The organism is Streptomyces shinuiensis, from assembly GCF_043660855.1.
Lineage (GTDB): Bacteria > Actinomycetota > Actinomycetes > Streptomycetales > Streptomycetaceae > Streptomyces.
This window is the reverse complement of sequence record NZ_JBIHML010000001.1, coordinates 5,516,629-5,530,137: the sequence shown is the minus strand read 5'-3', so window position 1 is coordinate 5,530,137 and position 13,509 is coordinate 5,516,629. Positions and strand designations below refer to the sequence as shown.

The following is a 13,509-nucleotide window of genomic DNA, read 5'->3' as shown; positions in this document are numbered from 1 at the left end:
ACTGCCCGCTCAGGGGTTGGTGAAGGAGGGTTCGGTGGGCTCGGGCACCTCGTAGTCTCGCTCCCAGCCCTCGCACTCCAGCTTGAGGCTCTGGATGGCCACCGCGTTGGCGTTGGCGTCCAGCTCGCCCAGCACCTGGTACTCGCTCGGCCAGGTCCGGTAGAGCTTGTGCGAGACGGCCACCTGCCCGGCCTCGTTGAGGACCTGGATGACGATGTCCTTGCGGAAGTCGGCGAGCGACACCTCTGCGCCGAGACCGGCGCCGACCTGCCACACCTTGTTGGCCCAGCGGTCGAACTCGGGGTCGTGGGTGACGCCGCGCTCCAGGGTGACGCCCTCGAACTCGGAGCGGCCCGGCGATTTGCGCGGTGAGCTCGGGTCGCCGCCGTGCCGGTGCTTGACCACTTCCGTGGTCCGCTTCAACGGGCTGATCTTACTGACGCCCGCGACCGTGCGCCCACCCCACAGCACCAGGAACTTGAAGTTCTTGTAGGGGTCGAAGCGCTGCGCGTTGACCTGGAATTCAGCCATCGGAATCCTGAATCTCGAACTGTCCGGCGGTCTGCTGGATCTTGACCACCACGAATTCGGCGGGTTTGACCGGCGCGATTCCGACCAGGACGTTCACCACACCGCGCGCGACGTCCTCGTCGGTGGTGGTCTCCCTGTCGCACTTGACGAAGTACGCCTCGCGCGGGGTGGCGCCCTTGAACGCGCCCTGCCGAAAGAGGGTGTTGAGATAGGCCGAGGCGTCCAGCCGGATCTGCTGCCACAACTGCTCGCCGTTGGGTTCGAACACCACCCACTGCAGTCCGCGGTACAGGCTCTCCTCGATGTGCAGCGTCAGCCGCCGCACGGAGACGTACTTCCACTCGCTGTCGAGGGCGCCCGCGCCCTGGAGGGTACGGGCGCCCCAGACCACCGTTCCGACGGCCGGCAGGGTGCGCAGGCAGTTGACGCCGAGCGGGTTCAGCAGGGTGTTCTCACGGTCGGTGAGACGCACGCTCAGCGAGCGGACGCCGGCCAGCCGCGTCCCGGTGCCCGCGGGCGCCTTCCACACACCGCGTTCCGCGTCGGTGCGGGCGCAGACGCCGGCGATCGCGCCCGACGGCGGGAAGGAGCGCAGCCGTCCCGTGAGCGGGTCGTTCATCTGCAACTGGGGGAAGTACAGAGCCGTCCGCCCGTCCCGTACGGGGTCGAAGGCGCTCAGCCCGGCGCGGGCGCCGTCGACGTCGGCCCAGGAGCCGGGTGCGTCCGCGAGCAGGAAGACCCGCCGCTCCCGGCAGAGTGCCTGCGCGGCCGAGATCACCGTGATCATGTCGTCGGTGGACTCGTAGGCCGCGAGTTCCGGAAGGGACAGCAGGCTGACGTCGTCGACGTCGCGCAGCGCGTGGAGCCCGGTCTTGCCGGCCTCGTCGCCGATGATGTCGCGCGGGCCGGGCGGGTCCCCGTCCACGCCTCCGGTCAGTGGGAAGACCGGCGGGTGGACGGTGGCCTCCAGGCCCAGGTCGTTGGCGCACTCGCCGACGAAGCGGACGGTGTCGCGGGGATCGGTGGAGCCCGCGACGACCTGGAGGCGGCGGCCGAATGCGGTGACCTCCGCGCCGGCGAAGGCCCGCTTGCCGGGCGCGTCCGGCAGGGCGCGCAGCTTGCGCTCCAGGAGCAGGGCCAGCTCGGCCACGTTCCGCGGGGGCTCGCCGTCCCGGTCGGGGTCGTGGAGTGTGAACTCGCGCTCCACGTCGCCGATCTTCACGGTCAGGTCGACGGCGAGGCCGGGCAGCTCGTCGGCGAACGGCTTGGAGACCGTGCCCGAGGGGTCCGGCCTGCCCTCGCCGATGGCGTCGGCCCTCACCAGCGCGGAGCCGGCGTTCACCACCGTCTCGGCGTGGCGGCCGTGGTCCGGATCCATGGACAGGCCGGTGAAGGTCTCGCGCGTACTGCCGTCCGCGTCCAGGATCCGCAGGTTGAAGGTCTCTTCGGGCGCACGGGTGTCGTGGTCGACGGCCAGGCGCAGCCGGGAGCCCCAGACGCCGGGCTCCTTGGCTTGCACGGTCATCACCGGGTAGGCGCCGTGCCCCTCGGTCGACTCCAGGGTGGCACCGGCCTCCTCGCCGGTGCCGGCCGCGGCGACGCGCACGACCACCGCGGTGGTGCCTCCGTTGCCGAAGAACTGGTGTACGGCGTAGGCGACGGCGCTCTGCGCGGTGAGACCGCCGAAGCGGCGCTCGAAGTCCGCGAAGCCGGTGACCCTCACCGGCTGGTTGAGCGGGCCTCGGCGGGTGTGGCCCACGAAAGCGGTGACCGCGGTGGTGACCGCCGAGATGGTGCGGACGCTGCTGGGAAGTTCTTCGATGTACACACCGGGATGGCCCGTTTGCACCGGCATTCCCCTCCATTCCCTTCACACGCCGAGGAATGAGGGGAAAGGGTGAAGAGAATGCACGCAGGCGGCAACGTGCCGCGCGCGCCTTGTTCAATTCCCCCGTCACACACCCCGTCATACACCCCGTGCACGGTCGGTTTCGCACGGCCGGGCCGGGCGGCCCGCAACCCCTGATGAATGAGCTCTCCAGGAAGTGTCGAGCCCTGCCGTACGACGGGTCAAGGAGTGATTTCGGTCATCCGGAAGGATCGATCGGCCGGCGCGCCGCATCCTCGAATTCCGCCCGACCGAGCCGGTTTATGGAGATTAAAAGATATGGAAATAAGATCAATGAGGAACCCGTTCCGTGAAATCGGGCATCGACAGCAGGACGAATACGCAAGCCCTTCGCCGCGTCGGTTTGCGGCCGACGCGGCCCGGGGCCGGTCGTCGCCCGCCACCGTGGCCGGAACCGGCCCCCGCCCTGTCCGGCCACCGCACCCCGTGCCGGACATCCGGGTGCGTACGGCGGCCGTCACCCCGCGCCCTTCGAGGGCCGGGCGCGTACGTGCATCCGCTCGCCCTGCGGCCCGAAGATGCTGATGAACTCGACGGGGCCATCCCCGGCGTTCGCGAGGCCGTGGGGGGTGCGGGTGTCGAACTCGGCGGCCTCCCCCGCGCCGAGGACGAGGTCGTGCTCGCCCAGGGCAAGCCGCAGCCGTCCGGACAGGACGTAGAGCCACTCGTAGCCCTCGTGCGTCTGCTGTTCGGGCCGTCCGCTCCCGCCGTATCCGGCGGGCATGATCTGCTTGTAGGCGTGCAGGCCGCCCAGACTGCGGGTCAGCGGCACGAAGGTCTGCCCGTACCGGGTGAAGGGGCGGGAGTGGACGCGGGGGTCGCCGGTGGCGGGCGCGCCGACGAGTTCGTCCAGGGGGACGTTGTAGGCCCTGGCCAGGGGGAGCAGCAGTTCCAGCGTGGGTCTGCGCTGCCCCGACTCCAGTCGGGAGAGGGTACTGAGCGAGATCCCGGTCGTCTCGCTCACCTGGGAGAGTGTGGCGCCACGCGCCTGGCGCAGGATGCGCAGCCGGGGGCCCACACCGGTCAGAACGTTCTCGAGGTCTTCGTCGGCCATCCTCCCATTTGCCGATCCGGCAAAGATGTTTGTCAAGTGGGCGGGCGCGGGCGGAGGCTTGCCGCATGACGGAAGGAGAGACATGACCGGATGTGACGGACGCTCGGCGGCCTCACTCGTCCAGGGCGCCGAGCGACTCCACGACGTGGTGGTCGTCGGGGGCGGCGCCGCCGGGTTGAGCGGGGCGCTGACCCTGGCCCGGGCCCGCCGCTCGGTCCTGGTGGTCGATTCCGGGCGACCGCGCAACGCCCCGGCCGCCGGTGTCCACGGCTACCTGGGGCTCGACGGCACACCGCCCCCGGAGCTGACGGCCGCCGGGCGCGCCGAGGTGCTCCGCTACGGGGGCGGGATCACGTCAGGCACCGTCACGGCCGCCGAGCGCCTGACCGCCGGGGGTTTCCGCCTCCTCCTGGACAACGGCACCGCTGTGGCGGCGGGCCGGCTGCTGGTGGCCACGGGCCTGGCCGACGAGCTGCCCGGGGTGCCGGGGCTGGCGGAGTCGTGGGGACGCGGCGTCCTGCACTGCCCGTACTGTCACGGCTGGGAGGTGCGCGACCGGCCGGTCGGCGTGCTGTCCACCGGGCCGGCGGCCGTCCGGCAGGCGCTGTTGTGGCGGCAGTGGAGCGCGGATGTGACCCTGCTGCGGCACATCGGTCCCGAGCCCGGCGACCGGGAGCGCGAGCGGCTCGCCGCCCGCGGTGTCGCCGTCGTCGACGGCGAGGTGACCGGCCTGGAGGCGAACGGCGGCCGTCTCACCGGCGTACGGCTCATGGGCGGGCGGACCGTGCCCTGCCGGGCGCTGGTGGTCGCCCCGCGTTTCACCGCCCGCGCGGGTTTCCTGGCCGGCCTGGGCCTGGAGACCGCCGAGCAGACGGCAGGCGGTCGCGTCATCGGTGAGCGTGTCACCGCCGACGCGACCGGTGCCACCGCCGTCCCCGGGATATGGGTGGCCGGGGACGTCACCGATCTGAGCGGGAAGGTCATCGGCGCCGCCGCCGCGGGTGTGAACGCCGCCGCGGCGATCAACGCCGATCTGGTGGAGGAGGAGACCGACCGGGCCGTCGCGGCCCGCGCCGGTCTCGGAAGGGAGGTCCTGCGATGAGCGGCGACGGTGTGGACGGCACCTCGGCCGGGGAGTTCTGGGACGGCTTCTACGGTGCGGGCGAGCGGGTCTGGAGCGGCGAACCCAACGCCGTCCTGGTCCGCGAGACGACGGATCTGGCTCCGGGCAGCGCCCTGGAACTGGGATGCGGTGAGGGGGCGGACGCGATCTGGCTCGCCCGGCGGGGCTGGCGCGTCACCGCGGTGGACGTCTCGCGGATCGCCCTGGAACGCGGGGCCGGGCGGGCGCGGTGGGCGGGCGTCGCCGACCGGATCGAATGGCAGCGGCACGATCTGGCCGAGTCCTTCCCCGGCGGCGTCTTCGATCTGGTCTCCGCCCACTTCCTGCACGCCCCCTCCCCCGTCGAGCTGCCCAGGGAGCGGATCCTGCGCGACGCCGCGGCGGCCGTGTCACCGGGTGGCGTCCTGCTCGTCGTCGGGCACGCCGGCCCTCCTCCGTGGGCGGCCGACCACGGCCACGACGACCACCCGCCCCTGCCCACGTCGGCTGAGGTACTCGACTCGCTCGGCCTCCCGGAACAGGAGTGGGAGCCGCTGGTGAGCGGGGAGTACCGGCGTGAGGCGACCGGGCCCGACGGGCAGCGGGCCGTCCTCGAGGACGCCGTGCTCAAACTGCGGCGGCGGCCCGGCTGAAACCTCCGGGCCGGTCCCGAAGACAGGACCGGGCCAGCCGGGAACGCGTGCGCGTTCCCGGCCGGCCCGGTGGTGCGCGGGGCCGCGCCCCGACTCCGCGTCAGGCGAGCCGGGCGTCCAGGGTGATGTTCTTGACGCCGGACAGGGCCTGGCTGACCGGGCAGTTGGCCTTGGCCTCCTCGGCGGCTGCCTGGAAGTCCTCCTCGGACAGCCCGGGGACGGTGGCGCGGACGGTCAGCTTGATGGCGGTGATGCCCTCGCCCGGCTGGAAGGTGACGTCGGCCTGGGTGTCGACCTTCTCCACCGTGTGGCCCTTGCGCGCCAGGCCGCCCGAGAAGGCCATCGAGTAGCAGGAGGAGTGGGCCGCCGCGATCAGTTCCTCGGGGCTGGTCTTGCCACCGGGCTCCTCGGCACGGGCGGGCCAGCTCACGTCGTAGGTGCCGATCCTGGAGGACTCGAGGGCGACGTTGCCCTCGCCCTCGAGGAGGTTGCCTTCCCAGTGGGTCTTGGCGGTACGGGTGGTTGCCATGACTGTCGCTCCTGACAAGTTGTGAGTGGCGAGAAGGTCTGCGGTGATCAGTTTATGCGGCGGGACCGCCCCGGCCCGGTGAACCGCTCCAGGTCCGGCGCGTGCCGTACCGTCCCCGGGCCGCCCGGGGACGGATAACCGGACAACCGATGGCCTGCGGCCCGTGGCACCGGTACCGTCTCTTCCCGCCCGACGCGGCGGCACACCTGCCTCCCCTGCTCCCCGAACAGCCGATCTTCTGCCCGGTGCTGAACCAGGACTACACGGTCAGGACCGCCAGGGACTGGAACGTGAAGCACGACGGGGCGGGCTTCGTCACACGCTTCGAGGTCGGGACCGGCTTCCTGTCCCGTTGTCCGGTGCGGCGGGCCGGCGGCCGGCGGCCGGCGGGGAGACCATCCTCGAACTGTGGGTCCCTGCAGAGGAGCTCGACGACTTCAACGCCCACATCGTCGGGCGGACCCGGGTGGTCCACGAGTTCCGCCGGGCCGCCGGGCGCCCGTCACCGGACGCTCCCGCGCTCCCGCCCGCAGGCCCCGCGCTAGGGTGCAGCGTGCTCCTGCGATCCCCTCACGGCTCCCTCGCCGACGTACGCGTCCTGCACCACCGGGAGCAGGGCGGTTCCTGGCCGATGCTGTTCTGGCGGCCCGAGTCCGAGCGGCGGATGATCAGCAGCGCGCTGCTGGGCGGCGGGCTCGGTGAGCGCGGCTGGGTGCTCAACGCCCAGGTACCTCCGGGCTACGCGCGCCTGGACGCCGAACCGCACCTGGCCGAACTGGCCGGGCGGGCGGGCGCGGAGGGCCCCGGTGTGGGCCTGATGACCGCGGCCCGTGTGCTGGACCACTGCGTCGCGGTGGACGAGGGGGTCGAGGCCCTGGTCACGGCCGGGATCGGCGTACACGGCTGGGCCGCGGCGCCGGGCGCGGGCAGCGGCGGACCGCTGCCCGCCGGCACCATCAACATCGTGGCCTCGGTGCCGGTCGCGCTGTCGGACGCCGCCCTGGTCAACGCCGTGGCCACGGCCACCGAGGCCAAGGTCCAGGCGCTGCGGGACGCCGGTGTGGACGCCTCGGGCACCCCGACCGACGCGGTGTGCGTAGCCGCCGCGCCGCCTCCGCCGGGCCGTCCGACCGCCGTCGAGCCCTTCGCAGGTCCCCGCTCCCCGTGGGGCGCCCGCCTGGCCCGCGCCGTGCACCGGGCGGCCTATCTGGCCTGCACCCGTACGGCGGCGGCCGACGGCTGACGGTCCGTCCGGCTCACAGGACCGCCCGGCTCACAGGTCTGCTCAGTTCACGGGCCTGCTCAGTTCACAGATCCGCGCAGATCCCGCGCGCCCGCTCCAGGTCCTTCTTCGCCCGCGCGTCGAACTCGAAGACCGAGTTGAACCGGTGGTGCGCCCGCCGGAGCGCCTCCGCGAGCGGCTCGAACCGCTCGTCGCCCGCGGCCGCCGAGGCGGAGAGGGCCTGCGCCGCTCCCCAGCGGTTGAGCGCCGCCTCACCGGCCGGCCCCTTGTCCGTGTACCGCGACTCGTCGAAGCGTTCCAGGGCGCCGCACGCCGCCCGCGCGTCGGCCTCCGGGCCTCTGGCGCCGCCGCTTTCGACTGTGAGGGCCCAGGCGGCCCCGACGCCAGCGCCGCCGATCACCAGCCCGGCCGCCAGTGCGGCCAGAAGCGGGCCCGTGCGGCGGCGGGCAGGGGGCACCGGGACTTCGGACGGCTGCTGCATGAGCCCGAAGCGTAGCGGCAGGCCGCCGCGCCGCGAGAGGCCACTCCCCCTGCGAACCCCCCTGTCCGGCGGCCGAGTTGCCCGGCGCGCGATTCGCCCGGCGAACGGTTCGTCCCCGCTGCCGGCGTCAGGCCGCACCGTGGAGGCGGCGGCGCAGTTCGCGCACCTCCACCGCGGCACCGGACGCGATCTCCTCCACCGGCAGCGTTCGCACCGGCGGCGCGGGCACGCCCGGTTCGTCCAGCCGGGAGGCCAGTTGTGCGAAGGGGCTCGCGTGGGCGGTGCGGCCCAGTCCGACCCAGGCTTGTACGGCGGCGCACACCGGGCAGTGCTCGCCGGATGTGCACACGGTCGCGGCCGCGCGTTCCTCCGGGATCATGCGGGCGGCGGATGCGGTCGCCGAGGGCGGCCCGGTCGCGGTCCTCGGCAAGGACCGTCCCGTCCCCGCCGACGAGTACGGAGCCGAACGGTTCGCCGCCCGCCTCCAGCGCCTCGGTCGCCAGCTCCACGCAGCGGCGCAGATGGCGCAGCCCGGCGTCGTCCACCATGGCGGCCTCCCCGGCGTGTGATCCCGCGGCCCGGACGCCCTGCGCTCTCCCGGCCTGGCTCACCCGCGCCGCGCACCCGTTCCGGGGAGGGCGGGGGCGGACGCCCCCGCCCGGCCGGGTCAGTACATGGTCGCCTTGTAGGCGCTGAGCGCCTCGGGAACGGGCTGGTAGAAGGTGGTGCCTCCCCTGCGGCAGTCACCGCTGCCGCCGGAGGTGATGCCGAGGGCCCTGGAGCCGTCGTAGAGCGGGCCGCCGGAGTCGCCGGGCTCCGCGCAGACGTTCGTCTGGATCATGCCGCGGACGGTGCCGCTCCCGCTGTAGCGGACCGTGACGTTCAGCGCGGTGACGGTGCCGCTGTGGGTACCGGTGGTGGACCCGGTGCGCTTGACCGACTGGCCCACGTAGGCATCGGCCGGTGTGAAGCCGCCCGGGTGGCCCAGGGAGGTGTTGTCGTAGCGGACGAGGGCGTAGTCGTTGCCGGGAAAGCTCGACTTCACGGTCGGGCCGATGAGCGTGCGCTGGCCTGAGTCGGCGTACCAGGTGTCGACCACGTCGCCGCAGTGCCCGGCGGTGAGGAAGTGGTACGTGCCGCCGCTGAGGACGTTGAAGCCGAGCGAGCAGCGGTAGCCGTTGCCGTAGATGGCGTCGCCGGCCGAGCCCAGCGGGGCGATCACGCCCGGTGTCCGCTCGATCCTGATCGCGCCCGCGTCCGCGCCCGCGGCCTTCCGCAGGGCGCCGACGTCGGCGGGCGAGACCGTGCTGTCGGCGGTGACGACGACGCGTCCGGTCCGGTCGTCGACGTGCCAGGCGATGCCGTCGACGTCCGTCTGGAGCACGGCGTCGCTCACCCGGGAGAGTTCGGCCGCGCCGTAGGCGCGCGGGGCGGCCGCGGTGGCACTCGGCGCGGTGGTCACGGCGGCGATGCCCAGGCCGATCGCGGCGGCGAACAGCCGGGTGCGGCGGGTGGTGCTCCATCTGGTGGTGCGCCTGGTCCTCACGTGGTCTCCTCCTAGTGGTGGGGAAGCCGGTGGGCGACGGCACGTGGGGGGTGTCGCGCGGCGCGCGGAGACGTGTCCACCGGAGGCCGTTGATGACGTGCACCTGACATCAACGGAGTGAGTATCGGGCCGCTCCGGCGACCGGCACAAGACCGCCTCCCGCCCCCACACCCGGCCGCCTCTCAGCCGCGCCGGGCCACGACCAGCCGGCAGCGGGGGACGCCGTCCGCCCGTCGGCCGAGCTCCTCCAGCGGCAGCGTGCCCACCTCGAACCCCGCGTCGGCCAGTTCACGGCACACCCGGGGAAGGGGGAACGTGCGGTAGTACATGACGAACCGCGGACGCCACAGGGCGTTGCGCACCCGCATCGCCGCGTCGAAGCCCCACAGCGTCCAGTACGCGCGCGACCCGACCCGGGGCGGCGCGCCGACGGGGAAGGCGAACAGGCCCCCGGGCCGGAGCGCCGCGTGCACCCCCGCGAACAGCCCGGGCCGCTCCTCTGGCAGGAAGTGCCCGAACGCCCCGAAGCTGACGGCCAGGCCGAAGGCCCCGGCGAAGGGCAGCCTCCGTGCGTCGGCGCGCACCCAGCCGACCGCCGGCCCGCCGGGGGCCTCCGGGTGGGCGGAGCGGGCCTCGCCGAGCATGCCCGCGCTGAAGTCGACGCCGACCGCGCCGCTCTCACACAGCCGCCGCAGAACGCCCACGCCCGCACCGGTCCCGCAGCACACGTCCAGACCCGTCCCGAACGGCCCCAGCGGTTCCAGTGCGCGCGCCACGGCGCCCAGCAGACGCTCTGAGGTCCTGAACGGCGTCAGGTCGAACTTCGGTGCGAGCAGGTCGTAGCCGCGCTCGACGGACGACAGCGCCTGCACGGCGAGTTCGGGGAGGGTCGGGCCCTGGGGCGTGAACATGGCGCCCACCGTAACGGGCGGGTGGCGGAAGATCCCCAGGGCCGCCGGGCCGGGGCCCCGGCCCGGCGGCGTGCCGCAGTTCACCGGCGCTGCCGTGCACCTCGTGGAAAGCCTCGCCGGGTGTCGGCCCGCCTTCCCGCACCGGGAGGTCCGGACCTCCCGGGCGCGTTCCACCCAGCAGGCCGGCGGCGCGGGAGAGGACCCTGCGCGCTCTTTCCCGGGCAGGGCCGCCCGGTCTGGCCGGGGGCCCTGCGCCCGCCGACGTGTCGAGTGCGGCGGTCCCGGATTCCTCACACGTGGTGATCTCTCAACCGGCCAGCGTTTCGTTCCGGACGGCGGTGGTCACCTGCGCGCCTCGCCCTCTTGTTCGGCGATGGGTCTCCCGGCGAAGGACGGCCGGGGCCCGGCCGGGTGTCTGTTCCGGGTCAGCACGGCGGAGGCGGCGAGCCGGCCCTGGCCGCTGTCGACGGAGAGGTTGATGTCCCCGCGCAACACCGATTCGGCGAAACGGGCGACCTCGTCCCGGAAGACGACGGTGTACGGCCCCCCCACCGGTCCGCGCACTTCGATGTCGTCCCACCGGCAACTCAGACGGGGAGGGGCGGCCAGTGCCCTCAGCACGGCCTGGCACACGGTCCAGCGGACGGCCATGGCCTCCGGCGTGCCGTCGTGCCCGGCCGGAAGCCGGAGAGCCCGGTGTCCATGCCGTGCGACCAGCTTCTTGAAAGCATCGATGCGCAGCGAGTACGCCCCTACACGAACGGCCGAGCGCCTGCTGTCCCACGTACCGCGGTGGCTGCCCGTACTGGAACGAGCCGATTCCGGCCGCCATGACGAGGGCAGGCCGCGCGGCTCTCCTAAGTCCTTACCGACCATACAGATTGCTCCATTCCGGCTGTCGCGCCTTTCCCAAGAAGATTCGCGGTCCGGCCGAACCGGACACCCGAGATGGTCATCCGGTCGATTCGGCGGTCAGGGGTCACGCCCCCGCCGTCCGGCGCGGGAGGCCCTGGACGCCTCGTGGCGGTCCTGGGAGCCCCGGCGGGTACGCGTTCCGCCCGGAGGGGTCGGAGCGTCACCACCACCGAGTTCCTCCGGGCTCGGCGCGAGGGCGTGGCCTTCGCCCCCGTTCCCCCGTTCCGCGTGGGTACGGAGGTCCGCCCGGGGCTCCTCGCCCTCGCCGTCCGCGCAACCGGTGAGCGGTTGAGGCGCACGGTGGCCCGGCGGTCACCTGTGCGCCCCCGGCCGCGCCGCCGGAACCGATCCCGTCCGGTCCACCGGATCTCCGACTCGGCAGGGGGCGGAGAGAACCCAGGCCCGCACCGGGCAACTGCGGTCGGTCCCAGCTTCCGCTTCTCCACTGCTGGTTGACATCAGCTCCCTGAGTAATCAACATGCATGCATAACAAGTAAGCGTGCAGCCCCGTCAGGCAGGTCATGAGGCATGCTCATCACCAAGGCCCGAAACAGCTACTCGCCCAACCCATCGACCGAGTCGGCGGACGATATCGGGCCCAACCCGCCGCTTCCGTCCTCCCGGTGCGACCGCAGCGGTCCCGCGGGGCCGTGCCACCCGGCCGCCGGCTTTGACCGGACCGGCTCACGGCCTCCGATCGGCCCACCGGCGGGCACGGCCCCGCCACGGACAGCCCCTTCGGCCGAGTGCCTCCGTCTCCACGTGGCCGCCGCAAGGCCGACCCGTATCGGCGCGGCCTCCGGCCCTCCCCGCAGACCTGCCGGGCCGGCGCCCGCACCGCAGCGGCCTCCACCCCCGCCGCGGTTCCCTGCCTCCGTGTGCGACGACGACCCCACCGCGTCGCCCGACCCGGAAAGTACGAGGCTCCGCCCCTCCCGGTGCCGCCCCCGGCACCGGCCCCCTGCGAACGTTCCGCGGAAACACCGCCGCTCCACCACGGTCCGACGGACTGGCGATCTCCTCGCTCACCAGCCCTCCCGGGCTCGTGCCTCCCCATACGGCACGAGCCCTGCCCCCGAGTAAGGACCTCACGATGAGACGCACAGCGGTACGCCCCCCCACACCGGACGATCGCGTGCGGGTGACGCCCCTCCCGGGCCGCCGGGAAGGAACCGCCCGACACCCGGAGGCCGCACTGCGGCCATCGCCGCCTCCTCCCCGCCTCCGGCCGAGGCGCCTTCGGCTACCTGACACCGGGAGGCGCTCGGGCCCCGCCGGGAAACCACGGGTTCGGATGATATGTCCTTGCATAACCGTAATCTATGAGTGATTTCCACTCCGGAGGCGACCTACCCGTTCGAACGATGCCTGGCTCCTCATAGGGGCGGGGTACGGCGTGTCCCGCGGCCGAGCCACCCGCCCCCGGGCGCCGCCCCCTGCCACGGGGGCCCGGCGCACGTCGTCCGCGGTACAGACCGTCCGCCGTCCGCGCTCTCCACGGGTGATTCCACCAGCCGGCGCCCACTCCTGTGCCCCGCCCTCCGTTCCACGGTACTCGGGCTGCACCACCGCCACGATCGGCCCGATGGGACGCCGCACGACGCCTGACACCCTCAGCAAGGTCCCGGCGCCACGCCGTGCCTCCGCGGCGCCGGCGACGACCGGCGCGCCCGGCTTCTCCCCCCGGGAGCGCGGGCGCGGCTGTCCACCGGGTTCGTGCCGACCGGAGACAGGCCGCGATCACAACCGAAGCCTGCTTCGCGACCGGTCCGTCCGGGTCTTCGCGCCAGAAGCCCGACCGCGCTCACAGTCGAAAGGAAACCATGTCTGGCCAGAGAAACGCGGACCTTTTGTCGGGCTGCATCCAGGGAGAACAGGAAGCCTGGGAGGAGTTAGTCGAGCGATTCGGCCGACTCGTGTGGTCGGTGGTGCACAAGTACCGGCTGAGTCCCGCGGACGCCGAGGACGTGCGCCAGTTGACGTGGTTCCGGCTCGTGCAGAACGTGCACCAGATCCGCGACCCCGAGCGGCTCGGCGACTGGCTGGCCACCGTGGCGAGACGGGAATCCATAAAAATCTCGACACGCGGGAAGCGGCTCGTCCTGGTGGGCGACAGCGATGTCCTCGACGTGTTCACCGGGCACGGCGAGAGCGCAGAGCAGATCACCTTGCGGGCGCATCGCAACGCGGAGGTGATGAACGCGATAGAGGGTATGTCCGAGCAGTGCCGCAACATCCTGCTGATGACCCTCTGCGACCCTCCGGCATCGTACGAGCACGTCTCCACCGCCTTGTCGATGTCCATCGGTTCCGTCGGCCCCATCCGCACCCGCTGCCTGCGCCGACTGCGCAGGGCCCTGGCCGAAGCCGATGCGGGCGAGGAGCCGCGGACCGTCGACTGCACGGGCTGCCCCGCCGGGAAGTCCGCGCCCAGGGGCCGGCAGTCCGTCACCGGCGACCGGACTCCCACGGGAGTCAGCGGCCGGGTTGGAGGGTGACCCGCATGCCTCGGCCCGCCATAGGGGAGTTAGTGCGGTCGGCCGTCATCGATTCGACGGGGATCGAGCCGCACGAGTACAGCACGGAGCTGGCTTTGGGCTCCAATCTCGGACTCGGCTCACTGGAAATACTCGA

The 13,509-nt window shown here is 72.9% G+C and carries 12 protein-coding genes and 2 pseudogenes; 5 read left to right on the top strand and 9 right to left on the bottom strand.

What is annotated here, in order from left to right:
- Positions 1 to 9 precede the first annotated feature (9 nt).
- From ACGRHY_RS25050 to ACGRHY_RS25040, 3 genes are all read right to left on the bottom strand, one after another.
- A complete protein-coding gene (locus tag ACGRHY_RS25050; protein ID WP_394637564.1) occupies positions 10 to 531 on the bottom strand; it encodes a phage tail protein in 522 nt (173 codons plus the stop codon).
- Positions 524 to 2,386 (bottom strand): phage tail sheath family protein, encoded by a 1,863-nt coding sequence (locus ACGRHY_RS25045; protein WP_394637563.1) that lies wholly within the window; start codon positions 2,384 to 2,386, stop codon positions 524 to 526. Before ACGRHY_RS25045 ends, ACGRHY_RS25050 begins: the two co-directional genes overlap by 8 nt.
- Before the next feature lie 511 nt (positions 2,387 to 2,897).
- Positions 2,898 to 3,494, bottom strand: coding sequence for a helix-turn-helix domain-containing protein (locus tag ACGRHY_RS25040; RefSeq protein WP_394637562.1), 597 nt, complete (start codon positions 3,492 to 3,494; stop codon positions 2,898 to 2,900).
- An 82-nt stretch (positions 3,495 to 3,576) separates the two neighbouring features.
- Between ACGRHY_RS25040 and ACGRHY_RS25035 the strand changes: the two genes are divergently transcribed.
- Together ACGRHY_RS25035 and ACGRHY_RS25030 are read left to right on the top strand one after the other, a co-directional pair.
- Positions 3,577 to 4,596: an NAD(P)/FAD-dependent oxidoreductase gene (locus tag ACGRHY_RS25035; protein WP_394637561.1), complete on the top strand. Its 1,020-nt coding sequence runs from the start codon at positions 3,577 to 3,579 to the stop codon at positions 4,594 to 4,596.
- A complete protein-coding gene (locus ACGRHY_RS25030; RefSeq protein ID WP_394637560.1) occupies positions 4,593 to 5,249 on the top strand; it encodes a class I SAM-dependent methyltransferase in 657 nt (218 codons plus the stop codon). Before ACGRHY_RS25035 ends, ACGRHY_RS25030 begins: the two co-directional genes overlap by 4 nt.
- Positions 5,250 to 5,349: 100 nt before the next feature.
- On the opposite strand, the gene ACGRHY_RS25025 is transcribed toward ACGRHY_RS25030, so the two are convergent.
- On the bottom strand, positions 5,350 to 5,778 hold the full coding sequence (locus tag ACGRHY_RS25025; RefSeq protein ID WP_394637559.1) for an OsmC family protein: 429 nt from the start codon (positions 5,776 to 5,778) through the stop codon (positions 5,350 to 5,352).
- Between the two features lie 209 nt (positions 5,779 to 5,987).
- Here ACGRHY_RS25025 and ACGRHY_RS25020 point away from each other — a divergent pair.
- Both ACGRHY_RS25020 and ACGRHY_RS25015 read left to right on the top strand, forming a co-directional pair.
- Positions 5,988 to 6,262 (top strand): annotated as a pseudogene (locus ACGRHY_RS25020) (hypothetical protein); the annotation flags it as partial.
- Positions 6,263 to 6,409: 147 nt separating this feature from the next.
- Positions 6,410 to 7,021, top strand: a complete 612-nt coding sequence (locus tag ACGRHY_RS25015; RefSeq protein ID WP_394638194.1) for an adenosylcobinamide amidohydrolase — start codon at positions 6,410 to 6,412, stop codon at positions 7,019 to 7,021.
- A 64-nt stretch (positions 7,022 to 7,085) separates the two neighbouring features.
- Here the strand turns inward: ACGRHY_RS25015 and ACGRHY_RS25010 are convergent, their stop codons facing one another.
- The 5 genes and pseudogenes from ACGRHY_RS25010 to ACGRHY_RS24990 all read right to left on the bottom strand — a co-directional run bounded on the left by ACGRHY_RS25010 (position 7,086) and on the right by ACGRHY_RS24990 (position 10,610).
- Complete coding sequence (locus tag ACGRHY_RS25010; RefSeq protein WP_394637558.1) at positions 7,086 to 7,502, bottom strand: hypothetical protein; 417 nt, start codon at positions 7,500 to 7,502, stop codon at positions 7,086 to 7,088.
- A 127-nt stretch (positions 7,503 to 7,629) separates the two neighbouring features.
- Positions 7,630 to 8,050 (bottom strand): annotated as a pseudogene (locus ACGRHY_RS25005) (cytidine/deoxycytidylate deaminase family protein).
- Positions 8,051 to 8,169: 119 nt separating this feature from the next.
- A complete protein-coding gene (locus ACGRHY_RS25000) occupies positions 8,170 to 9,048 on the bottom strand; it encodes a S1 family peptidase (RefSeq protein WP_394637557.1) in 879 nt (292 codons plus the stop codon).
- Between the two features lie 182 nt (positions 9,049 to 9,230).
- Positions 9,231 to 9,959, bottom strand: coding sequence for a class I SAM-dependent methyltransferase (locus ACGRHY_RS24995; RefSeq protein ID WP_394637556.1), 729 nt, complete (start codon positions 9,957 to 9,959; stop codon positions 9,231 to 9,233).
- Between the two features lie 342 nt (positions 9,960 to 10,301).
- Positions 10,302 to 10,610 carry a holo-ACP synthase gene (locus ACGRHY_RS24990; protein WP_394637555.1) on the bottom strand — a complete coding sequence of 103 codons (309 nt, stop codon included), beginning with the start codon at positions 10,608 to 10,610 and terminating at the stop codon, positions 10,302 to 10,304.
- A 2,088-nt stretch (positions 10,611 to 12,698) separates the two neighbouring features.
- Here ACGRHY_RS24990 and ACGRHY_RS24985 point away from each other — a divergent pair.
- Positions 12,699 to 13,373: an RNA polymerase sigma factor gene (locus tag ACGRHY_RS24985; RefSeq protein ID WP_394637554.1), complete on the top strand. Its 675-nt coding sequence runs from the start codon at positions 12,699 to 12,701 to the stop codon at positions 13,371 to 13,373.
- Positions 13,374 to 13,509: the final 136 nt, after the last annotated feature.